The organism is Cronobacter dublinensis subsp. dublinensis LMG 23823, from assembly GCF_001277235.1.
Classification (GTDB): domain Bacteria; phylum Pseudomonadota; class Gammaproteobacteria; order Enterobacterales; family Enterobacteriaceae; genus Cronobacter; species Cronobacter dublinensis.
The window spans coordinates 3,041,822-3,064,315 of the sequence record NZ_CP012266.1 but is presented as its reverse complement, the minus strand read 5'-3'; the positions used below and the strand labels follow the sequence as shown (position 1 = coordinate 3,064,315).

The 22,494-nt window shown below is 57.9% G+C and carries 14 protein-coding genes; 7 read left to right on the top strand and 7 right to left on the bottom strand.

The window, feature by feature from the left end:
- Positions 1-53 precede the first annotated feature (53 nt).
- The 4 genes from yfaE to ubiG all read right to left on the bottom strand — a co-directional run bounded on the left by yfaE (position 54) and on the right by ubiG (position 4,971).
- Positions 54-308 carry a class I ribonucleotide reductase maintenance protein YfaE gene (yfaE, locus tag AFK67_RS14040; RefSeq protein WP_007716129.1) on the bottom strand — a complete coding sequence of 85 codons (255 nt, stop codon included), beginning with the start codon at positions 306-308 and terminating at the stop codon, positions 54-56.
- A gap of 1 nt (position 309) precedes the next feature.
- Complete coding sequence (gene nrdB / locus AFK67_RS14035) at positions 310-1,440, bottom strand: class Ia ribonucleoside-diphosphate reductase subunit beta (RefSeq protein WP_007716132.1); 1,131 nt, start codon at positions 1,438-1,440, stop codon at positions 310-312.
- A 173-nt stretch (positions 1,441-1,613) separates the two neighbouring features.
- A complete protein-coding gene (gene nrdA / locus AFK67_RS14030; RefSeq protein ID WP_007716136.1) occupies positions 1,614-3,899 on the bottom strand; it encodes a class 1a ribonucleoside-diphosphate reductase subunit alpha in 2,286 nt (761 codons plus the stop codon).
- A 340-nt stretch (positions 3,900-4,239) separates the two neighbouring features.
- Positions 4,240-4,971 carry a bifunctional 2-polyprenyl-6-hydroxyphenol methylase/3-demethylubiquinol 3-O-methyltransferase UbiG gene (ubiG, locus tag AFK67_RS14025; protein ID WP_038883136.1) on the bottom strand — a complete coding sequence of 244 codons (732 nt, stop codon included), beginning with the start codon at positions 4,969-4,971 and terminating at the stop codon, positions 4,240-4,242.
- 159 nt (positions 4,972-5,130) lie between these two features.
- Between ubiG and gyrA the strand changes: the two genes are divergently transcribed.
- Together gyrA and rcsC are read left to right on the top strand one after the other, a co-directional pair.
- Positions 5,131-7,767, top strand: a complete 2,637-nt coding sequence (gyrA, locus tag AFK67_RS14020; RefSeq protein WP_038883139.1) for a DNA topoisomerase (ATP-hydrolyzing) subunit A — start codon at positions 5,131-5,133, stop codon at positions 7,765-7,767.
- A gap of 191 nt (positions 7,768-7,958) precedes the next feature.
- The gene (rcsC, locus tag AFK67_RS14015) at positions 7,959-10,811 is read left to right on the top strand and encodes a two-component system sensor histidine kinase RcsC (RefSeq protein ID WP_038883141.1); all 2,853 of its coding nucleotides are present in this window, start codon (positions 7,959-7,961) and stop codon (positions 10,809-10,811) included.
- Between the two features lie 155 nt (positions 10,812-10,966).
- Here rcsC and rcsB read toward each other — a convergent pair whose 3' ends face one another.
- Both rcsB and rcsD read right to left on the bottom strand, forming a co-directional pair.
- Positions 10,967-11,617: a response regulator transcription factor RcsB gene (rcsB, locus tag AFK67_RS14010; RefSeq protein WP_007676706.1), complete on the bottom strand. Its 651-nt coding sequence runs from the start codon at positions 11,615-11,617 to the stop codon at positions 10,967-10,969.
- Between the two features lie 16 nt (positions 11,618-11,633).
- The gene (gene rcsD / locus AFK67_RS14005; RefSeq protein WP_032967717.1) at positions 11,634-14,288 is read right to left on the bottom strand and encodes a phosphotransferase RcsD; all 2,655 of its coding nucleotides are present in this window, start codon (positions 14,286-14,288) and stop codon (positions 11,634-11,636) included.
- Positions 14,289-15,128: 840 nt separating this feature from the next.
- Here rcsD and AFK67_RS14000 point away from each other — a divergent pair.
- The 5 genes from AFK67_RS14000 (at position 15,129) to AFK67_RS13980 (ending at position 20,912) form a co-directional block, all read left to right on the top strand.
- Positions 15,129-16,265, top strand: coding sequence for a porin OmpC (locus tag AFK67_RS14000; protein WP_007734560.1), 1,137 nt, complete (start codon positions 15,129-15,131; stop codon positions 16,263-16,265).
- A gap of 96 nt (positions 16,266-16,361) precedes the next feature.
- On the top strand, positions 16,362-17,405 hold the full coding sequence (gene apbE / locus AFK67_RS13995; RefSeq protein ID WP_007734557.1) for an FAD:protein FMN transferase ApbE: 1,044 nt from the start codon (positions 16,362-16,364) through the stop codon (positions 17,403-17,405).
- 72 nt (positions 17,406-17,477) lie between these two features.
- Positions 17,478-18,542 carry a bifunctional DNA-binding transcriptional regulator/O6-methylguanine-DNA methyltransferase Ada gene (ada, locus tag AFK67_RS13990; RefSeq protein WP_007734555.1) on the top strand — a complete coding sequence of 355 codons (1,065 nt, stop codon included), beginning with the start codon at positions 17,478-17,480 and terminating at the stop codon, positions 18,540-18,542.
- Entirely contained in the window at positions 18,542-19,186 is a 645-nt protein-coding gene (gene alkB, locus AFK67_RS13985; protein ID WP_038883144.1) for a DNA oxidative demethylase AlkB, read from the top strand. The genes ada and alkB overlap by 1 nt, the downstream gene beginning before the upstream one ends.
- Positions 19,187-19,265: 79 nt before the next feature.
- On the top strand, positions 19,266-20,912 hold the full coding sequence (locus AFK67_RS13980) for a multidrug ABC transporter permease/ATP-binding protein (RefSeq protein ID WP_038883148.1): 1,647 nt from the start codon (positions 19,266-19,268) through the stop codon (positions 20,910-20,912).
- Between the two features lie 87 nt (positions 20,913-20,999).
- Here the strand turns inward: AFK67_RS13980 and AFK67_RS13975 are convergent, their stop codons facing one another.
- Positions 21,000-22,493, bottom strand: a complete 1,494-nt coding sequence (locus AFK67_RS13975; RefSeq protein WP_038883151.1) for a SulP family inorganic anion transporter — start codon at positions 22,491-22,493, stop codon at positions 21,000-21,002.
- Position 22,494 lies beyond the last annotated feature (1 nt).

Sequence of the window (22,494 nt, the reverse complement as noted above, 5' to 3'; positions counted from 1 at the left end):
GGCCTGATGCGTCACCCTGACCCTCTCCCACAGGGAGAGGGGGAAAAGGACGTTTACATCTCTATTTCAATATCGCCCTGCGGTTTACAGCAGCAGGGCAAAATCTCGCCTTCCTGAATAAACGCCAGCGGTTTAGTCAGCCACTGTACCTGGCCCGCGACCAGCTTACAGCGGCAGGAGCCGCAATAGCCTTCGCGGCACTGGTATTCCACCGTCACCGCGTGCGACTCCAGGGCCACCAGCAGAGAAGGGTGCTCGTCCGGGCACAACAGTTCGGTGCCCGTCACGCGAAGCGTAATACGACCCATATCAGAGCTGGAAGCTGCTCAGGTCGTCGTGGTCGATTTCCGAGTCTATCTGGCCAACCAGATAAGAGCTCACTTCCACTTCCTGCGGCGCTACCTGTACGTTATCGGACACAAGCCAGGTGTTGATCCACGGAATGGGGTTGGAACGGGTTTTGAACGGCAGATCCAGGCCCACCGCCTGCATGCGGATGTTGGTGATGTACTCGACGTACTGGCAGAGAATGTCTTTGTTCAGGCCGATCATCGAACCGCCCTGGAAGAGGTATTCCGCCCACTCTTTCTCCTGCTGCGCGGCCAGCACGAACAGATCGTAACACTCCTGTTTGCACTCTTCGGCAATCACCGCCATTTCCGGGTCGTCTTCGCCGCTGCGCATCAGGTTCAGCATATGCTGGGTGCCGGTCAGGTGCAGCGCTTCGTCGCGGGCGATAAGGCGAATGATTTTAGCGTTGCCTTCCATCAGTTCGCGCTCGGCGAAGGCGAAGGAGCAGGCGAAGCTGACGTAGAAGCGGATCGCTTCCAGCGCGTTGACGCTCATCAGGCACAGGTAGAGCTTTTTCTTGAGTTCATGCAGGTTCACGGTCACGGTTTTGCCGTTGACGCTGTGGGTGCCTTCGCCCAGCAGATGCCAGTAGCTGGTCATCTCGATCAGGTCATCGTAATAGTGCGAGATGCCTTCGGCGCGCTTTAAGATCTGCTCGTTGGTGACGATATCGTCAAATACTACCGCCGGATCGTTAACGATGTTGCGGATGATGTGGGTGTACGAGCGCGAATGGATGGTCTCGGAAAACGCCCAGGTTTCGACCCAGGTTTCCAGTTCCGGGATTGAGATCAGCGGCAGCAGCGCCACGTTCGGGCTACGGCCCTGAATGGAGTCGAGCAGCGTCTGGTATTTCAGGTTGCTGATGAAAATGTGTTTTTCATGATCCGGCAGCGCCTGGAAATCGATGCGGTCGCGGGAAACGTCCACTTCTTCAGGACGCCAGAAAAACGACAGCTGCTTTTCGATGAGCTTTTCGAAAATTTCATATTTTTGTTGATCGTAACGCGCCACGTTGACCGGTTGGCCAAAGAACATGGGTTCGAGAAGCTGGTCGTTTTTCGTCTGTGAAAATGTGGTGTAGGCCATGACGTAAATCCTGTCTGCAAACAATATTGGCTGTTAATGGTGAGTGGCGCTTTGCTTACCCACCCTACGGCCAACGGATCGGCTGTTGATGGTTCGGCGGTAAAGGATGGATGCGCTTCGCTTACCCACCCTACGACCTTCACAACAAGAGGGCGGGTTTCCCCGCCCTGCGTTTAAATCTTACATGCGCCGCTTTCGCAGCCGTCATCCTGAATGGATGGCGCCAGGTCATCCTGGGCGTCTTCCGCGCCGTCGCGGGTGTTCTGATAGTACAGCGTCTTCACGCCGAGCTTATACGCCGTCAGCAGGTCTTTCAGCAGCTGCTGCATCGGCACTTTGCCGGACGGGAAGCGCGTCGGATCGTAGTTGGTGTTCGCAGAAATCGACTGGTCGATGAATTTCTGCATGATGCCCACCAGTTGCAGATAACCGTCGTTACCCGGCATCTCCCACAGCAGCTCGTACTGATCTTTCAGCTGTTCGTAATCCGGCACGACCTGACGCAGGATACCGTCTTTCGACGCTTTAATGCTGATGTGACCGCGCGGCGGCTCGATGCCGTTGGTGGCGTTAGAGATCTGCGACGAGGTCTCGGACGGCATCAGGGCAGAGAGCGTGGAGTTACGCAGGCCGTGCGTCTTGATAGATTCACGCAGGGTTTCCCAGTCGTAATGCAGCGGCTCGTTAGCAATCGCGTCCAGATCTTTCTTGTACGTATCGATCGGCAGGATGCCTTTGCTGTAGGTGGTTTCATTGAACCACGGGCACGCGCCTTGCTCTTTCGCCAGCTCGTTAGAGGCTTTCAGCAGGTAGTACTGAATTGCTTCGAACGTTTTGTGCGTCAGATTGTTGGCGCTGCCGTTGGAGTAACGCACGCCGTGCTTCGCCAGGTAGTACGCGAAGTTGATCACGCCGATGCCGAGAGTACGACGGCCCATTGCGCCGCGTTTCGCCGCCGGGATCGGGTAATCCTGATAATCCAGCAGGGCATCCAGCGCACGCACGGCGAGGATAGCCAGTTCTTCGAGCTCGTCCAGGTTCTCGATGGCGCCCAGGTTGAACGCGGAGAGGGTGCAGAGCGCGATTTCGCCGTTTTCGTCGTTAACGTCTTCCAGCGGTTTGGTCGGCAGCGCGATCTCCAGGCACAGGTTGGACTGGCGCACCGGTGCCACGACCGGATCGAACGGGCTGTGGGTGTTGCAGTGGTCCACGTTCTGGATGTAGATACGGCCCGTGGAGGCGCGCTCCTGCATCATCAGGGAGAACAGCTCAGACGCTTTAATGCGCTGCTTGCGAATGCTCTCGTCCTGCTCGTAGCGGGTGTAGAGACGCTCAAACTCGTCCTGGTCGGCAAAGAACGCGTCGTACAGGCCGGGCACGTCGGACGGGCTGAAGAGGGTGATGTCTTCGCCTTTCAGCAGACGCTGATACATCAGCTTGTTGATCTGCACGCCGTAGTCCATGTGACGCACGCGGTTCGCTTCGGTGCCGCGGTTGTTTTTCAGCACCAGCAGGCTTTCCACTTCCAGGTGCCACATCGGGTAGAAGAGGGTTGCCGCGCCGCCGCGAACGCCGCCCTGTGAACAGGATTTCACTGCGGTCTGGAAATGCTTATAGAACGGGATGCAACCGGTGTGGAACGCTTCGCCGCCGCGAATCGGGCTTCCGAGCGCACGGATGCGGCCCGCGTTGATGCCGATACCGGCGCGCTGGGAGACATATTTCACGATGGCGCTGGAGGTCGCGTTGATGGAATCCAGGCTGTCGCCGCACTCGATCAGCACGCAGGAGCTGAACTGACGGGTCGGGGTGCGAACGCCAGACATAATCGGCGTCGGCAGCGAAATTTTAAAGGTAGAAACCGCGTCGTAGAAGCGCTTCACATAATCCAGGCGGGTTTCGCGCGGATAGTTGGAGAACAGGCACGCGGCTACCAGGATATAGAGGAACTGCGCGCTTTCGTAGATCTCGCCGGTCACGCGGTTCTGTACCAGGTATTTCCCTTCGAGCTGCTTCACGGCGGCGTAGGAGAAATTCATGTCGCGCCAGTGGTCGATAAAGCCGTCCATCTGCGCGAACTCTTCTTCGCTGTAATCCTGCAGCAGGTGATGGTCATATTTGCCCAGCTCAACCATCTTCACGACGTGGTCGTAAAGCTTCGGTGGCTCGAACTGACCGTAGGCTTTTTTGCGCAGGTGGAAAATCGCCAGGCGCGCGGCCAGGTACTGGTAATCTGGCGCCTCGCGGGAGATCAGGTCCGCCGCCGCCTTGATGATAGTCTCATGAATATCGGAGGTTTTGATGCCGTCGTAGAACTGAATGTGCGAACGCAGCTCTACCTGCGAGATGGAGACGTTATGCAGACCTTCCGCAGCCCAGTCCAGAACACGATGAATTTTATCCAGGTTAATGCGTTCCTGGCTGCCATCTCGTTTTGTTACCAGCAGACTCTGATTCATGGGTAATACCTGTCCGTGAAATCCGTGAAAATAGAAATATCCCCCGCTTATCCACAAGTGACTAACTTGTGGATAAATACTATATGTAGGGGGTTTGAGATAAGTGAAACGCTATATGGTGAGTATTCTAGTCTGGATTCTTTTGAGAACAAGGCTTGATTTCGATGTTAATTTGCGTTTGCAAAATTCTGAAATTAAGTAAGTCCTCATCGCATAAGGGCTTGAGGCCTTGTCAAGGCGGCAGGAAAAAAAATGAAAATTTGATCGAACGCTGATTTCCTGGGCAGGAAAGAAATTGCGCAACAGAACGTTGCGCAATTTTTAATACCAAAAGCTTATATCAGGCAGGGTTTTTAGCCTGTGTATGCAACATGTAATTAACATCCACGCCTGGCGCGAGCTTAAACGTGTTGGTCAGCGGGTTATAGTGCAGACCGATAATGTGACGCTCCTGCAGCGGCGTTTCGTCGACCCAGCCCAGCAGTTCGGACGGACGGATAAACTTTTTGGCGTCGTGGGTGCCTTTGGGCACCATGCGCAGCACATACTCCGCGCCGACCACCGCCATGAGCCAGGCTTTGGCGTTGCGGTTGAGCGTGGAGAAAAAGACGTGGCCGCCGGGCTTCACGAGTTTTGCACAGGCCTGTACCACCGAGCGCGGGTCCGGCACGTGCTCCAGCATCTCCATGCAGGTCACCACGTCATAAGCGCCCGGATGCTGCGCCGCGTGCTCTTCTACCGTGCGCTGGACATATTCCAGCTCTACGCCGCTTTCAATGGCGTGCAGACGCGCCACCGCGAGCGGCTCGGCGCCCATATCGAGCCCCGTGACGTTCGCCCCTTCGCGGGCCATGCTTTCCGAGAGAATGCCGCCACCGCAACCGACATCCAGCACCTTTTTCCCGAACAGCCCGCCTGCACGTTCGGCGATATAGCCCAGACGCAGCGGGTTAATGCGGTGCAGCGGTTTAAACTCCCCTTCACTGTCCCACCAGCGCGAAGCGACAGCTTCAAATTTGGCGATTTCTTCTAAGTCTACGTTGTGCGCAACGGGTGGTTTTTCAGCATTCATTGACGCCTCTACTCCTTTCTTCGCAAGAGCGTCGAGTATAACAGGCGTCAGTGGGGAATAAAGCGGCCTGACGGGGCTATTCGGTTTACCGAACAGGCCGCGGCTGTGTTATAATTTGCGACCTTTGAATCCGGGACACAGTAGAGGGATAACGGTCAGATGAGCGACCTTGCCAGAGAAATTACACCGGTCAACATTGAGGAAGAGTTAAAGAACTCCTATCTGGATTATGCGATGTCGGTTATTGTCGGCCGCGCGCTTCCGGATGTCCGAGATGGCCTCAAACCGGTACACCGTCGCGTACTTTACGCCATGAACGTGTTGGGCAATGACTGGAATAAAGCCTACAAAAAATCCGCCCGTGTCGTTGGTGACGTAATCGGTAAATACCATCCCCACGGTGATTCCGCCGTTTACGATACCATCGTGCGTATGGCCCAGCCGTTCTCGCTGCGCTACACGCTGGTGGATGGTCAGGGCAACTTCGGTTCTATCGACGGCGACTCCGCCGCGGCGATGCGTTATACGGAAATCCGTCTGGCGAAGATCGCCCATGAACTGATGGCCGACCTCGATAAAGAAACCGTTGATTTTGTAGATAACTACGACGGCACGGAAAAAATCCCTGACGTCATGCCGACCAAAATCCCGAACCTGCTGGTGAACGGGGCTTCCGGCATCGCGGTCGGGATGGCCACTAACATTCCGCCGCATAACCTGACGGAAGTGATTAACGGCTGCCTCGCCTATATCGATGATGAAGACATCAGCATCGAAGGGCTGATGGAGCATATCCCTGGCCCGGATTTCCCGACCGCCGCTATCATCAACGGCCGTCGCGGCATTGAAGAGGCGTATCGCACCGGTCGCGGTAAAATCTATATTCGCGCGCGCGCGGAAGTAGAAGTCGATCCGAAAAACGGCCGCGAAACCATCATCGTGCACGAAATTCCGTATCAGGTGAACAAAGCGCGCCTGATCGAGAAAATCGCCGAGCTGGTGAAAGACAAACGCGTCGAAGGCATCAGCGCGCTGCGCGATGAGTCTGACAAAGACGGTATGCGTATCGTTATTGAGATCAAACGCGACGCCGTTGGCGAAGTGGTGCTCAATAACCTGTACTCCCAGACGCAGCTTCAGGTCTCGTTCGGCATCAACATGGTGGCATTGCACCATGGCCAGCCGAAGATCATGCCGCTGAAAGATATTCTGGCGGCGTTTGTTCGCCACCGCCGTGAAGTGGTGACCCGTCGTACCATTTTCGAACTGCGCAAAGCGCGCGATCGCGCGCATATTCTGGAAGCGCTGGCCATTGCGCTTGCGAACATCGACCCGATCATTGAACTGATTCGTCGCGCCCCGACGCCGGCGGAAGCAAAAGCGGGCCTGATCGCGCAGGCGTGGGATCTCGGCAACGTGAAAGCGATGCTGGAAGGCGCGGGCGATGACGCCGCGCGTCCGGAGTGGCTGGAGCCGGAATTCGGTATTCGCGACGGTAAATACTGGCTGACCGAGCAACAGGCCCAGGCGATCCTCGACCTGCGTCTGCAAAAGCTCACCGGCCTTGAGCATGAAAAACTGCTCGACGAATATAAAGAGCTGCTGACCCAGATTGCCGAGCTGCTGCACATTCTCGGCAGCGCCGATCGCCTGATGGAAGTGATCCGCGAGGAGCTGGAGCTTATTCGCGATCAGTTTGGCGACGAGCGCCGCACCGAAATCACCGCCAATACCGCTGATATCAACATTGAAGATCTGATCAACCAGGAAGATGTGGTGGTCACCCTGTCTCACCAGGGCTATGTGAAGTATCAGCCGCTGACGGATTACGAAGCGCAGCGCCGCGGCGGTAAAGGGAAATCTGCCGCGCGTATTAAAGAAGAAGACTTTATCGACCGCCTGCTGGTGGCTAACACCCACGATACGATCCTCTGCTTCTCCAGCCGTGGTCGTCTCTACTGGATGAAAGTCTATCAGCTGCCGGAGGCGAGCCGTGGCGCGCGCGGTCGTCCTATCGTTAACCTGCTGCCGCTGGAAGCGAACGAGCGTATCACCGCTATCCTGCCGGTGCGCGAGTACGAAGAGGGCGTTAACGTCTTCATGGCGACCGCCAGCGGGACCGTGAAGAAAACGGCGCTGACCGAGTTCAGCCGTCCGCGTACCGCCGGTATCATCGCGGTGAACCTGAACGAAGGCGATGAGCTGATTGGCGTTGACCTGACGGCCGGTAAAGACGAAGTCATGCTGTTCTCCGCGCAGGGCAAAGTGGTGCGCTTTAAAGAAGACGCCGTGCGTCCGATGGGCCGTACCGCCACCGGCGTGCGCGGTATTCGTCTCGGCGAGGGCGACAGCGTGGTGTCGCTTATCGTGCCGCGCGGCGAAGGCGCTATCCTGACCGCCACCCAGAACGGTTACGGCAAGCGTACCGCGGTGGAAGAGTACCCGACCAAGTCGCGCGCGACCAAAGGGGTTATCTCCATTAAAGTCACCGATCGCAATGGCCCGGTGGTCGGCGCGGTGCAGGTTGACGACGCGGATCAGATCATGATGATCACCGACGCCGGTACGCTTGTGCGTACGCGCGTGTCGGAAATCAGCGTGGTGGGCCGTAACACCCAGGGCGTTATCCTCATCCGTACTGCGGAAGATGAAAACGTGGTGGGTCTGCAGCGCGTAGCCGAGCCGGTGGATGACGAGGAACTCGACTCCATCGACGGCAGCGTAGCGGAAGGCGATGACGAAATCGCGCCGGAAACCGATGTCGATGACGACGCGGTGGACGACGCCGACGAATAATCGTCGCGCTTTCGCCGCGACCATTCGCTACACGCAAGGGCCGGTTTTACCGGCCCTTTCTTTTTTCGGCGCGCAACGCGCCAGGCTGCTCTGAATATCGCCGGATAACGTTGTTGCCGTTGCGGCACAAGGGTTTTGCGGCTACCTTAACGGCATTCCTTTTTCTTACCTCACGGCTAGCTGGTGCCCCTTTGAAATACTTCGTCTCTTTCCGCTCGACGCTTAAAGTGTCGCGTTATCTTTTCCGGGCGCTGGCGCTGCTGCTCTGGCTGCTTGTCGCCCTGTTTTCGGTGTTTTACATCGTTAACGCGCTGCACGTAAAAGAGTCGGAAATTCGTCAGGAATTCAACCTGAGCTACGATCAGGCGCAGCGCTATATTCAGCGCACCTCTGACGTCATGAAAGAGCTGAAGTATGTGGCGGAAAACCGTCTGGATAATATCGACGCGCTGCTGAAAAACGGGCGCGGGCAGAATGACCCGCTCAACTCGCCGTCGTTCGTGCCGCTGTTTACCGACTCTGACTGTAATACGCTCGGCACGAGCTGGCGCGGCTCGCTGCAGTCGCTCTCCTGGTTTTTGCGCTACTGGCACGACAACTTCTCCGCCGCCTACGATTTAAACCGCGTGTTTCTGATTGGCTCCGATAATCTCTGCATGGCGGATTTTGGCCTGCGGGAGATCCCGCTGGAGCGTGATAAAACGCTTGAGGCGCTGCATGAGCGCATCATGAAATACCGCAACGCGCCGCAGGACGAACGCGGCAACAGCCTGTTCTGGGTCGCGCAGGGGCAGCGCCCCGGCGTCGGCAACTTCTATTCCCTGACGCCAGTCTACCTCGCGAACCGCCTGCAGGGGCTGCTTGGCATCGAGCAGACCATCCGCATCGAAAACTTCTTCACGCCCGGCAGCATGCCGATGGGCGTGACCATCCTTGATGAAAACGACCGTCCGCTGTTTGCGCTGACCGGCCCGGAGACGCGGATTGAGCGCGACGGCGAATGGGAGCAGGAGCGTGCGTGGTTTGGCTATACGTCGGGCTTTAAACAACTCATCCTGAAAAAGAGCCTGCCGCCGTCGTCATTAAGCATCGTCTATTCCGTGCCGGTCGATCTGGTGCTGGAACGTATCCGGATGCTTATCCTTAACGCCGTGCTGCTGAACGTGCTGGTGGGGATTGTCCTGTTTACGCTGGCGCGCATGTATGAGCGCCGTATTTTCATTCCGGCGGAAAACGACGCCCAGCGTCTTGAAGAGCATGAGCAGTTCAACCGGAAAATCGTCGCGTCGGCGCCGGTCGGGATCTGTATTCTGCGCACCCAGGACGGCACCAATATTATTTCCAACGAGCTTGCGCATAATTATCTGAATATGCTGACGCACGAAGACCGTCAGCGGCTGACGCAGATCATCTGCGGCCAGCAGGTGAACTTCGTCGACGTGCTCACCAGCAACAATACCAACCTGCAAATCAGCTTCGTGCACTCGCGCTATCGCAATGAAAACGTGGCGATCTGCGTGCTGGTGGATGTTTCGGCGCGTGTGAAAATGGAAGAGTCGTTGCAGGAGATGGCCCAGGCGGCCGAGCAGGCGAGCCAGTCGAAATCAATGTTCCTCGCGACCGTCAGCCATGAGCTGCGCACGCCGCTATACGGCATTATCGGCAACCTCGATCTGCTCCAGACCCAGGAGCTGCCGAAAGGCGTCGACAGGCTCGTGACGGCGATGCATAACTCCTCAAGCCTGCTGCTGAAAATCATCAGCGACATCCTCGATTTCTCGAAAATCGAATCAGAGCAGCTGAAAATCGAACCGCGCGAGTTCTCGCCGCGCGAGGTAATGAGCCACATCACCGCCAACTACCAGCCGCTGGTCGTGCGCAAACAGCTCGGGCTTTACTGCTTTATCGAGCCTGACGTGCCGATGACGCTGCTGGGCGACCCGATGCGTCTGCAGCAGGTCATTTCCAACCTCCTTAGCAACGCCATTAAGTTTACCGATATCGGCTGCATCATTTTGCATGTCGGCACTCAGGGCGATTATCTCTGTTTCCGCGTGCGCGACACCGGCGTCGGCATTCCGGCAAAAGAAGTGGTGCGGCTGTTTGATCCGTTCTTCCAGGTCGGCACCGGCGTGCAGCGCAACTTCCAGGGCACCGGGCTTGGCCTCGCGATTTGCGAAAAACTGATCAACATGATGGACGGCGATATTTCGGTAGATACCGAGCCGGGCATGGGCAGCCAGTTTACTATCCGTATTCCGCAGTGGCAGGCGCAGCTGCCACCGAAGGCGAACGTGGACGGGCTTTCCAATAAACGCTTCTGGCTGGCGGTACGTAACGCCTCACTGTGCGAATACCTGCAAGGGATGCTGACGCGCAACAATATTCGCGTGCAGAATCACCACGGTGAAACGCCGGACAAAGACGATATTTTGATAACCGACGACGAAAACTGCGTCGCGTGGCAGGGCAGGGCGGCGATCCTCTTCTGCCGCCGCCATATCGGTATGCCGGTGGAGCGCAGCCCTGGCGTCTGGATGCATAGTGTCGCAGCACCCCATGAACTGCTGACGCTGCTTGGCCGTATTCACAGTATCAATGTAGAAGTGCCGGGCAGCGAACCGACGCTCCCGGCTGCGTCAACCAGCGCCGAACAGAACGAGGATATGATGATTCTGGTGGTGGATGACCATCCGATTAACCGTCGCCTGCTTGCCGATCAGCTCGGTACGCTGGGCTATCAGTGCCGCACCGCCAATGACGGCGTGGATGCGCTCAATGTGCTCAGCAAAAACCATATCGATATCGTGTTAAGCGACGTCAACATGCCGAACATGGACGGTTACCGCCTGACGCAGCGCATTCGCCAGCTGGGCCTGACGCTGCCGGTCGTAGGCGTGACCGCCAACGCGCTCGCCGAAGAGAAGCAGCGCTGTCTTGAGTCGGGGATGGACAGCTGTCTCTCCAAACCGGTGACGCTTGATGTGCTGAAACAGACCCTGGCGGTGTATGCCGACCGGGTGCGCAAAGCGCGCGTGTCATGAGGGCGCATCGTCACCCGTGGCGGTGCGCTTGCAGACGCAAGGGCAACATTGATAAGCAACACGAAACGGTGACTGGTAAGCGGCGGTAATCGGTTGTGGGAAAAACGGGTGGGGAAAAGCGAGATGTCCCTGCCGCGAGGGCAGGGACGAAGGCGTTACTCTTTATCCGCCGGCGTCAGGCTGACGGAGGAGAGGTAGTTCAGCAGCGCGATATCGTTATCTACGCCGAGCTTCATCATCGCCGATTTCTTCTGGCTACTGATGGTCTTGATGCTGCGGTTCAGTTTCTTGGCGATTTCGGTCACCAGGAAACCTTCTGCGAACAGGCGCAGCACTTCGCTCTCTTTCGGTGACAGGCGTTTATCGCCATAGCCGCCGGCGCTGATTTTCTCCAGCAGACGGGAGACGCTTTCCGGGGTAAATTTCTTGCCTTTTTGCAGCGCAGCCAGCGCTTTCGGCAGGTCGGTCGGCGCGCCTTGCTTGAGAACAATCCCTTCGATATCGAGATCCAACACGGCGCTCAGAATAGCCGGGTTGTTGTTCATGGTCAGCACGATAATAGATAAGGTCGGGAAATGACGCTTAATGTATTTAATAAGCGTAATGCCGTCGCCGTATTTATCGCCCGGCATGGAGAGGTCGGTGATAAGTACGTGCGCGTCTAACTTCGGCAGATTGTTAATTAATGCTGTGGAATCTTCGAACTCACCGACAACATTCACCCACTCGATTTGTTCAAGAGATTTGCGAATGCCGAACAGAACAATCGGATGGTCATCGGCAATAATTACGTTCATATTGTTCATGTATTAGGCTACCTTGCTACAGCAGGCTCTTGACGTAAACGTCAATGTCGCTGATATATTTTTCTATGGCTGTGGCATCCTTCTCGCGAATAAGATGCTCCAGTGTTTCACATAACTGTTTGCCGGGAACCAGATTCAGCATAGCGAACACGCCCTTCAGGCGGTGCGCCGTCTGCGCCAGCGCAGCGAAATCGCCGGCGGACGATTCAGTATACAATCTCTGAACATCATCCGGTACCGTATCGACGAACAGCGCATAATAGCCGCTGGCATGAAGCTGCGCATTTTCATCGCCGCCCATTGGAGATTCAGGAATATCTTCCTGCGCCAGTTGCTCTTCAATTAGTTGTAGCACTGCTTCCTGCATGGCGTGACTAATATTAAAGTTGACGCGCAGCTGTCCCGGTCCGATGCGTCGTACGCCGGCCTCATCATCGCTTAAAAGCAGGCCGTTGGCAGTAAGATTAGACGGATTATCCGTTAAAAATATATCAAACTCTTGACTCGATAATCTCTCATCCTGCGTGATGCAGGACGCGCCCCACTGTTCAAGCTGACGCACCACCACGTTACGCACCTCGTTAGACGTAATATCGATCATCGCGATAACGTCATCCAGCAGGCGCTCGTCGCTCTCTTCGGTTTCCATCGGCTCAACCGGCATCGTCACATGCAGCGAATAGCGCGTGCCAAGCTCTTTGCGGGCTTTGATATTCAGATGCCCGCCGAGGCGGCGCGCCAGCTGGTTGCACAGATAGAAGGTGAGGCCATTGGCCTTGCCGAACTGATCGGTTGAGGTGTCGTTAAGGAACGGGAAATGCAGATTGTCGATTTCGCTGTTACTGATGCCTTCGCCGGTATCAAGCACGCGGAACAGCAGACGCTCGCGCGCGCCTTCTTCGGCCATGATCTCCAGCGTAATTTTACCAATCTGCGTTGTCGTCACGGAATAGTGCAGCAGCATCAGCAGGACTTTGCGCAGCGCCTCGCGGTCGCCGTGGCGCTCTTCATTGGCGGCAAGCTGGTTGTTGATAAGCAGTTGCAGGCCTTTTCGCTTGATAACCGGCAGCACTTCCGGCACTACTTCGTCAATCAGTTCCTGAATGGTGAAATCGGTCGGCGTCGGGCGCCAGAAGTCGGCTTCCAGCTGATTCACCAGCTGAATTTCATCGACCAGACGGGCGATGCGTTCGGCCTGTTCGGCCAGCACCTGGCTTTCCGGCGCGTCAATCACCGCCGCCTGTCGGGCGAGCTGTTGCGTCGGGTCTTTCAGCGCCGCGCCGATATTCTGCATAAATACGGAGCGCCCCTGCTGGTTTTTCTCATACAGGCGCTGCGCCTGCTTGAGCTTTTTGTTCACCAGAATTTCGCGGTCCTGATCGCGAATAATGAAAATCTGGGTGCGCGGCACGACCTGGCTTCTGAAAAGCCGGATCTCGTAGAGCTCGTTATTGACCGTCGCCTGAATAATGCCCTGATGCTGGTCCGCCATCGAGGTGATGTTTTGCAGATTCAGGTGCGGCAGCAGGTGATCGGCGATTTTATTGCTCATGATCGTGCGGCTGGATTCCTGGTCATGCACCAGCAGGCCCAGCGGCAGGACGCTCAGGATCTCATCATTGAGCGCGCGCAGCATTTGCAGCTCGGCGCTATTGACGTTGCTGGTCGCGGTCTCCACCGGGCGGCTCGGCTGGTGACGGAACGTGGTATAGCCAAACAGCGCCAGCGCCAGCAGGCCGATATTCAGCAGCAGCGGCAGGAGTATGTTTTGCAGCGTCTCCATCAGCAGCGTCCCGAACGGCACTTCCCAGATAAGCCGCAGCTGGGTGCTGGTCAGCGCCGAGGAGATCTCAATGCGCGTGCTGTTGAAATTAATATTAACGCTGTCCGGGTCTTCTTTTTCCTGACCCGTGAGCGCGCTCTGACTGCTGTCGGGCTCCAGGCGGAAGCTCTCCAGCGGCATTCCCGGCGGGATAAGATCGTTAATCGGAATATCGAACGCCACGACCGTCGCGAGATGGCCCGGCTGGTTAAAGGTGGTGCGCAGCGTGAAATAGTGGCCGTTCTGCCAGGGGAGCTTGCGCAGCGGCGAGAAACTTTCGCGCTCGTCCAGGGCGTTCGCCTGCTGGAGCATTTCGGCGCGGCGCGAATCGGCAATCGCGTTAATCGAATTTTCTTTAAAGCCGGAGGAGAGATCTTTGAGCGGCAGCGTCGAGATAAGGATCATGCTGTTATCCTGGCCGTTCAGATAATACATCGACCAGGGCGCGCTCTCGGCCCCCCACAGCGTATCGAGATAGCTTGAGATCCGCTGCGTCATATCGAGCGTGGAGCTGTCGTGCGAGCCGAAAATCAGCGCTTCGGTTTTGCGGTGCGGTTTTTCAAGGTAATAGACATCCTGACGCAGGCGCGTCTCCTGTAGCCCTTCGCCGCTCTGACCGGCAGCGCTCGCGCCGATGTTGTCATAAATCTGCCAGGTGGCGTAACGGTAGGTGTCTACGCGTTTATGCAGCGCGTGGGTGATGTCGACTATCTGATAGCTTTTGTCTTTCAACCAGGCGTTAACGGCGCTCTGGACCATCACGCCCATCGTCACCAGAAGCACCACAATCAGTAATAAGAAGAAACGGGTAATACTGCCCGGCATAAGGGAAAATTTATTGGGGATCATTGCGTCTGGCTGACTCATTATTGTGCGTAATCCACCGGCCTGCGCCGTGTAAAGAAAAAAGAACCGTGCTGCGCCGGCGGCAGCTATCCATTTTTTAGCCTTCTCGTCCTGCGGCGTCGCGGCGAACGAAAGCGCAACGCCCGTAGCACAGGGCTTGTCGGGACGACACCTGTCTTCTTTTAACAGTATCGCAAACAATGAAGTATAAAGCGAAACGTATGATTTACCAGATGGTGAGAACGCTCTGAAACTGCGGCGCAGCGGGTGTGAAAGGGGGCCCGCGCCCGGAAAACCCGGCGGGGATTATCGCCTTTTTTATTCGCAGACGAACAAAATAACGGCAATATGATTATTTAATAGTCGTTAACTTTACTTTAATTTACCCGGAAATAGTTGAACCTGAAATTTCAGGCAAAAAAATGCCGGATGCGAGCATCCGGCGGTAATTAGGGGTAAAACGAACATTCAGATATGAATGACGGTAATAAATAAAGTTAATGATGATAGCGGGAGTAATTCTAGTGGACTCTTCTCATTGGGTTTTGGCATTCAGTGCGGTAACAAATCCTAATGGTTATCGTGTTGATTTTTAATGACTATATCTGGTTTCTTGATAATTTGTGCGAATATATTTAGCGATTAGTGCGGAAAAAAGTTCCGTCATATTAATACATTGTTACATTTTGTAGGCATTATGAAACACCTAAAAAGTTTTCGTATCATATTCCTGTTGGATTATTCGGCTCCGGTTTCGGACAATGGATTCGCCCACTAGTTCAGAGAATTAGTGAGCAGTGGCAATAATAAGTATATAAAGGCATATAACAGAGGGTTAATATAATGAAAGTTAAAGTTCTCTCCCTGCTGGTACCGGCGCTGCTGGTTGCAGGCAGCGTAAACGCGGCAGAAATCTATAATAAAGACGGCAATAAATTAGATCTGTTCGGTAAAGTTGACGCTGAGCACTACTTCTCTGACGACAACAGCAATGATGGCGATCAGACCTACATGCGTATCGGCTTCAAAGGCGAAACCCAGGTAAACGATCAGATCACCGGTTACGGCCAGTGGGAATACCAGATCCAGGGCAACACCTCTGAAAGCGACAACCAGTCCTGGACCCGTGTGGCGTTCGCAGGTCTGAAATTCGGCGACGCAGGTTCTTTCGACTACGGTCGTAACTACGGCGTTATCTATGATGTGACCTCCTGGACCGACGTTCTGCCGGAATTCGGCGGCGACACCTACGGTGCGGACAACTTCCTGCAGTCTCGTGGTAACGGCATCGCGACTTACCGCAACACCGACTTCTTCGGTCTGGTTGACGGCCTGAACTTCGCTCTGCAGTACCAGGGTAAAAACGGCAGCGTATCTGGCGAGAACGACGCTACCGGCGGTCGCAGCCTGCTGAAACAGAACGGCGACGGCTACGGCATGTCTCTGACCTACGATCTGGGCGAAGGCTTCAGCGTCGGCGGTGCGATGGCTTCTTCTAAACGTACTGCTGACCAGAACAGCGCAGGCGTTTACGGCGAAGGCGACCACGCAGAAGTTTACTCCGGCGGCCTGAAATACGATGCGAACAACATCTACCTGGCGGCGCAGTACTCTCAGACCTACAACGCGACCCGTTTCGGTACCTCTAATGGTAGCGATCCGAGCGACATCTACGGTTTCGCTGACAAAGCGCAAAACTTCGAAGTGGTTGCACAGTACCAGTTCGACTTCGGCCTGCGTCCGTCCGTGGCGTACCTGCAGTCTCGCGGTAAAGACATTGCCAGCAAAGGGACCGGCGTTTCTTACGGCGACCAGGACATCCTGAAATACGTTGACGTTGGCGCGACTTACTACTTCAACAAAAACATGTCCACCTTCGTTGATTACAAAATCAACCTGCTGGATGACAACAAGTTCACCCGCGCGGCTGGCATCGGTACCGATGACATCGTAGCGGTAGGCCTGGTTTACCAGTTCTAATCCCCCCCGGGATGTGCGAAAGGAGCCTGCGGGCTCCTTTTTTTATGTCTGGTGAAAATAAGGTAACCTTGGGCCGCCGCTACAGAGGAGAAACGCGTGAAATTATTCGGTAACCGTGCCGTGCTGCTGGCCGCCGCTTTGACCGTCGCCGGATGTGACAACGCCCCGACATCCGCCCCGCAGGCGCTGGTGCTGGAGGGCAAAACGATGGGAACGACGTGGCGCGTCAGCCTGGCGGGCGTGGACGTCGCGCGCGCGCAAACGCTGCGTGACAAAATCCAGGCGCGGCTCGACGCCGACGACCGCCTGCTGTCCACATGGAAAAACGACTCGGCGCTGATGCGCTTTAATCACGCGCGCACCACCGCGCCCTGGCCGGTAAACGAGGCGATGGCGGATATCGTGACGGAATCGCTGCGCGTCGGCGCGAAAACCGACAACGCGATGGATATCACCGTCGGGCCGCTCGTCAATCTCTGGGGGTTCGGGCCCGATAAACAGCCGGTGAAAACCCCGGACCGGGCGCAGATCGACGCGGCCCGCGCGCGCACCGGGCTGTCGCACCTTAAGGTCATTAACGGGGCCGGGCAGCAGTGGCTGCAAAAAGATCTGCCCGATCTCTTTGTTGACCTCTCGACCGTGGGCGAAGGTTACGGCGCTGACGATCTGGCGCGCCTGATGGAAGAAGAGGGCATCAGCCGTTATCTGGTGTCGGTCGGCGGCGCGCTCGCCAGCCGCGGCATGAACCCTGGCGGCCACCCGTGGCGCGTGGCGATCCAGAAGCCGACTGACCAGGAAAACGCCGTGCAGGCGGTGGTCGATATCAACGGCCACGGCATCAGCACCTCCGGCAGCTACCGCAATTATTACGAACTCGACGGCAAACGCCTGTCGCACGTCATCGACCCGGCGACCGGGCGGCCGATTACGCATAAGCTGGTGTCGGTGACGGTGATTTCGCCGACTGCGCTGGAGGCGGACGCCTGGGACACTGGCCTGATGGTGCTCGGCCCGGAAAAAGCGCGGGCCGTGGCGCTGCGCGAGAAGCTTGCGGTCTACTTCATCACCCGCGAGGGCGACGGCTTCGCGACCTGGATGTCGCCGCAGTTCAAAACCTTCCTTGAGCAGCGCGAAAATTAAAAAGCAAGAACGTGAGTGTCCAAAGGCGGCTCCCAGGGCAAAGTCACGCTAACCTGTAAGAAGGAGAGCGCCATGAACGTAGCTGATTTTACCAGTGAACACGCCCGCTGGCAGGCGGTGGAAAACCGCGATGCGCGTGCCGATAACGCTTTTGTTTTCGCCGTGGTGACGACCGGCATCTTTTGCCGTCCGTCGTGCCGCGCGCGCCGTCCGCTGCGCGCCAATGTCCGCTTCTACCCGGATGCGGCAGCGGCCTGCACCGCGGGGTTTCGCCCCTGCAAACGCTGTCAGCCCGCAGGCCTCACGCCGCAGGCGCAGAAAGCGCAGCGCATCGCGGCCGCCTGCCGTCTGATGGCGCAGAGCGAGACGCCGCTGACGCTCGCCGTACTTGCCGACAGTGCCGCCATGAGCCCGTATCACTTTCACCGCGAGTTTAAAGCTGTCACAGGTATGACGCCGAAAGCCTGGCAAAACGCCCTGCGCGCGCAAAAGCTCCAGGCGGCGCTGCGTGAGGGGATGAGCGTCACCGATTCACTCTGGGAGGCGGGATTTTCATCCGGCAGCGCGCTCTACCGCGAGGCCGACCGCGCGCTCGGTATGCACCCGCAGCAGTACCGCCGCGGCGGGGAACAGATAGCGATCCGCTACGCCATCGCGCCCTGCGAGGCCGGGCGCTGCCTGGTGGCGGCAAGCGAACGCGGGCTCTGCGCCGTCCTGCTGGCGGATGATGACGCGGCGCTTGAAGCCGAGCTGGCCGCGATTTTCCCGCACGCGCAGCGTCTCGCGCCCGACGCGACTTTCGCGGGCCAGGTTGCGCAGGTGGTGGCATGGATAGACGCGCCGCAGGGCGAGCTGGCGCTGCCGCTCGATTTACGCGGCACCGCGTTTCAGCTGCGGGTCTGGCAGGCGTTGCAGACCGTGCCGCCCGGCAGCACCATCAGCTATCAGGCGCTGGCGGCCCGCACCGGTAACCCGCAGGCGGTGCGCGCGGTCGCCAGCGCCTGCGCGGCCAATAAGCTTGCGATAGTGGTGCCGTGTCACCGGGTGGTGCGGCGCGACGGCGCGCTCTCCGGCTACCGCTGGGGCGCTGCCCGCAAGGCGCGGCTGCTGGCCCGTGAACGTGAACAGGAGACCTGATGCTCGATCTCTTTGCCGATACCGATCCCTGGGAGGAGCCGCTCGCCGACGGCGCGGTCGTACTGCGCCGCTTCGCGCTCGCCAGCGCGCCCGCGTTAATGGCGGGTATTGAAACGGTGGCTTCCCGCTCGCCGTTTCGCCATATGGTGACGCCCGGCGGCTATACCATGTCTGTTGCCATGACCAACTGCGGCGACGTGGGCTGGAGCACCAACCTTAAGGGGTATTTGTACGCGCCGGTCGATCCTCAAACCGGCGCGCCCTGGCCCGCCATGCCTGATGCCTTTCGCGCGCTGTGCGACGGCGCCGCGCGGGCGGCGGGCTACCCTGATTTCATTCCCGATGCCTGTCTTATCAACCGCTACGCGCCGGGCGCGAAGCTATCGCTGCATCAGGATAAAGACGAGCCCGATCTGCGCGCGCCGATTGTCTCGGTGTCGCTTGGTCTGCCCGCCGTGTTTCAGTTCGGCGGCCTGAAACGCAACGATCCGCTCAAGCGTCTGCTGCTGGAGCATGGCGACGTCGTCGTCTGGGGCGGGCCGTCGCGGCTGTTCTATCATGGCATCCAGCCGCTGAAGCCCGGCCAGCACCCGGCCACCGGGGAATATCGCTATAACCTGACCTTCCGCCAGGCGCGCAAATAAAAATAAGAATTATTCTTGCTGTGAACGCGGAGCCGTTTAAACTGCTCGCTGTTTTTCACCGTCTGAGTCGTGCTTATTTATGGAACTTCTGCGCCTTGTCTGGCGCCAGTATCGCTGGCCATTTTCTCTGGTGCTCCTGCTGAGCCTCGCCAGCGCGGCGCTCGGCATCGGGCTTATCGCCTTTATTAATCAACGCCTGATTGCAACTGCCGATATCACGGTATCGGTACTGCCGGAGTTTCTCGGCCTGCTGGTGCTGCTGATGGCTATCACGCTCGGCTCCCAGCTGGCGCTCACCACGCTTGGCCACCACTTTGTGTTCCGGCTGCGGGGTGAATTTATTAAACGCATCATGGATACGCCGGTCGGGCAGATAGACAAGCTCGGCAGCGCCACGCTGCTGGCGGGGCTTTCCAGCGACGTGCGTAATATCACCGTCGCGTTCGTGCGCCTGCCGGAGCTGGTGCAGGGCGTGATTTTAACGCTCGGCAGCGCCGCGTACCTCGGCTGGCTGTCGGGGAAAATGCTCCTGGTGACCGCGCTGTGGATTGCCGTAACGCTCTGGACGGGCTACCTGCTGGTGCAGCGCGTCTATAAACATCTCGCCACGCTTCGCGAGGTGGAAGACAGCCTGTATGACGATTTCCAGACCGTGCTGGAAGGGCGCAAGGAGCTGGCGCTCAACCGCGAGCGCGCAGAATACATTTTCGACAAAATCTACCAGCCAGACGCCGAACGTTACCGCCAGCACATCATCCGCGCCGACACTTTCCACCTGAGCGCGGTTAACTGGTCGAATATCATGATGCTCGGCGTGATTGGCCTGGTGTTCTGGATGGCCAACGGCCTCGGCTGGGCCGATACCACGGTCGCGGCGACCTATTCGCTGGCGCTGTTGTTCCTGCGCACGCCGCTGCTCTCGGCGATGGGCGCGCTGCCGACGCTGCTCTCAGCCCAGGTGGCGTTTAATAAGCTCAAACAGTTCCAGCTCGCGCCTTACACCCCGGCGTTCAGCCGCCCTGCGCGCCACCCAGGCTGGCAGACGCTGGAGCTGCGTGACGTCACGTTCACCTACCACGACGGCAGCTTCAGCGTCGGGCCGATTAATCTGACTATTCAGCGCGGCGAACTGCTGTTCCTGATTGGCGGCAACGGCAGCGGCAAATCGACGCTCGCGATGCTGCTGACCGGCCTGTATACGCCGGCTTCGGGCCAAATTCTGATAGACGGCAAGCCGCTCGGCGCAGACGAGATGGACGCGTACCGTCAGCACTTCTCGGCGGTGTTTACCGACGTCTGGCTGTTCGACAAACTGCTCGGCCCCGGCGGCGAGGAGGCCGATCCGGCGCTTGTCGAGACCTGGCTGCACCGCCTGAAAATGGACCATAAGCTGACGCTTGAGAACGGCAAAATCCTTAACCTCAAGCTCTCAAAAGGGCAGAAAAAACGCGTGGCGCTGCTGCTGGCGCTGGCGGAAGGGCGCGACATCATTCTGCTCGACGAATGGGCCGCCGACCAGGACCCGCATTTTCGCCGCGAGTTTTATCAGGTGCTGCTGCCGCTGATGAAGGAGATGGGCAAAACCGTGTTCGCCATCAGCCATGACGATCACTACTTCATCCACGCCGATCGTCTGCTGGAGATGCGCCAGGGCGTGCTCTCGGAGCTCACGGGCGACGCGCGCGAGCTCGCGAGCCGCGACGTGCTGGCGCGCACCGGCAGCTGATCGGCGCGCATAAAAAAAGCGGAAGTTCTCTTCCGCTTTTTTACTTCGTTACCTTACAACCACCGCGCTGACGGTGGTTTTTTTATGTCAAAGCTTGCCGCTCAGCCGCTGATGGAAATCGTGGCTGCGCATATCCAATCCTTCGATTTCCACCTTCGCGTTGTAGCGTTGGTAATGCGTTTCGATGGCATCCAGGGCTGCGACGGTCGAGGCGTCCCAGATTTGCGCGTGGGTTAAATCGATGATCACCCGCGCCGGGTCTTCGGCATAGCGGAAATGTTCGTAGAGGTCGTTGCTGCTGGCGAAAAACAGCGGGCCGCGCACGCGGTAGCGCACCGCCGCGCCGTTATCGATAACCTCGCGCTCGGCGCGCACCACGTGGGCGACGCGGCGGGCGAACAGCATCATCGCGAACAGTACGCCGCCCGCAACGCCAATGGCGAGGTTGCCGGTCCAGACGGTGGCGATAACCGTCACCGCCATCACCAGTGTCTCCGACACCGGCATCCGCTTGAGCGTCGCCGGCGCGATGCTGTGCCAGTTCAGGGTTTTCGCCGCGACCACCATCATAATGCCCGCCAGCACCACCATCGGAATTTGCGCCATCACGGCGCTCAGCCCCGTGACCATCAGCAACAGCACCAGCGCGGCGGCGAGGGTAGAAAAGCGCGACCGGGCGCGGCCCAGCTCCACGTTCACGACCGTCTGGCCGATCATCGCGCAGCCGCCAATGCCGCCATAAAACCCGCTCAGAATATTGGCAACGCCAAGCCCCCAGCATTCGCGGCGCTTGCTTGATGGGGTATCCGTGATGTCATCGACCAGACGCGCGGTCAGCAGCGACTCCATCAGCCCGACAAACGCGATACTCAGCGCGCATGGCCAGACGATGTGCAGTGTCTCCAGATTGAGCGGCACCAGCAGCGAGTTAAAGCCCGGCAGGCCTGGGGTCATGGGGCCTTCATCGCCGACGGTCGGCGGCATCAGCCCACACGCCCAGGCGATGACCGTGACCGCGACAATGGCCACCAGCGGCGACGGCACGCTTTTGGTGACGCGCGGCAGCAGCAGCACGATGGCGAGCGTGGCGGCGAAAAGCAACCAGACCATCGGGCTTTGTCCCCAAACGTGCGGCACCTGCGCCATAAATATCAGGATGCCGAGCGCGTTAACGAAGCCGGTCATTACTGAGCGCGGGATATAGCGCATCATGCGTGCGAGGCCAAACAGCCCGAACAGGATTTGGATTATCCCGCCCAGCACCAGCGCGGGCAGAATGTAGCCGACGCCGTGCTGATGCACCATCGGGCCGATGACCAGCGCCACCGAGCCTGCGGCGGCGGTGACCATAGCCGGGCGCCCGCCGAGAATCGACATGCTGAAGCACAGCACAATCGACGCCACCAGGCTCACTTTCGGGTCGACGCCCGCAATCACCGAGAAGGAGATAACCTCCGGGATCAGCGCCAGCGCGGTCAGGATGCCCGCCAGCGATTCGCGCATCAGCAGGCGCGGCGTGCGCAGCACATGCGCGACAGAGAGCTCAGGAATGGCCTGGGCTGTGTTTTGAGTATCTGACATA

What these genes read in the sequence shown, in the direction of transcription:
- AFK67_RS13975 (WP_038883151.1), bottom strand. Translation starts at nt 22,493, where the DNA reads ATGTCAGATACTCAAAACACAGCCCAGGCCATTCCTGAGCTCTCTGTC.
- rcsB (WP_007676706.1), bottom strand. Translation starts at nt 11,617, where the DNA reads ATGAACAATATGAACGTAATTATTGCCGATGACCATCCGATTGTTCTG.
- rcsD (WP_032967717.1), bottom strand. Translation starts at nt 14,288, where the DNA reads ATGATCCCCAATAAATTTTCCCTTATGCCGGGCAGTATTACCCGTTTC.
- yfaE (WP_007716129.1), bottom strand. Translation starts at nt 308, where the DNA reads ATGGGTCGTATTACGCTTCGCGTGACGGGCACCGAACTGTTGTGCCCG.
- gyrA (WP_038883139.1), top strand. Translation starts at nt 5,131, where the DNA reads ATGAGCGACCTTGCCAGAGAAATTACACCGGTCAACATTGAGGAAGAG.
- ubiG (WP_038883136.1), bottom strand. Translation starts at nt 4,971, where the DNA reads ATGAATGCTGAAAAACCACCCGTTGCGCACAACGTAGACTTAGAAGAA.
- alkB (WP_038883144.1), top strand. Translation starts at nt 18,542, where the DNA reads ATGCTCGATCTCTTTGCCGATACCGATCCCTGGGAGGAGCCGCTCGCC.
- ada (WP_007734555.1), top strand. Translation starts at nt 17,478, where the DNA reads ATGAACGTAGCTGATTTTACCAGTGAACACGCCCGCTGGCAGGCGGTG.
- AFK67_RS13980 (WP_038883148.1), top strand. Translation starts at nt 19,266, where the DNA reads ATGGAACTTCTGCGCCTTGTCTGGCGCCAGTATCGCTGGCCATTTTCT.
- nrdA (WP_007716136.1), bottom strand. Translation starts at nt 3,899, where the DNA reads ATGAATCAGAGTCTGCTGGTAACAAAACGAGATGGCAGCCAGGAACGC.
- AFK67_RS14000 (WP_007734560.1), top strand. Translation starts at nt 15,129, where the DNA reads ATGAAAGTTAAAGTTCTCTCCCTGCTGGTACCGGCGCTGCTGGTTGCA.
- nrdB (WP_007716132.1), bottom strand. Translation starts at nt 1,440, where the DNA reads ATGGCCTACACCACATTTTCACAGACGAAAAACGACCAGCTTCTCGAA.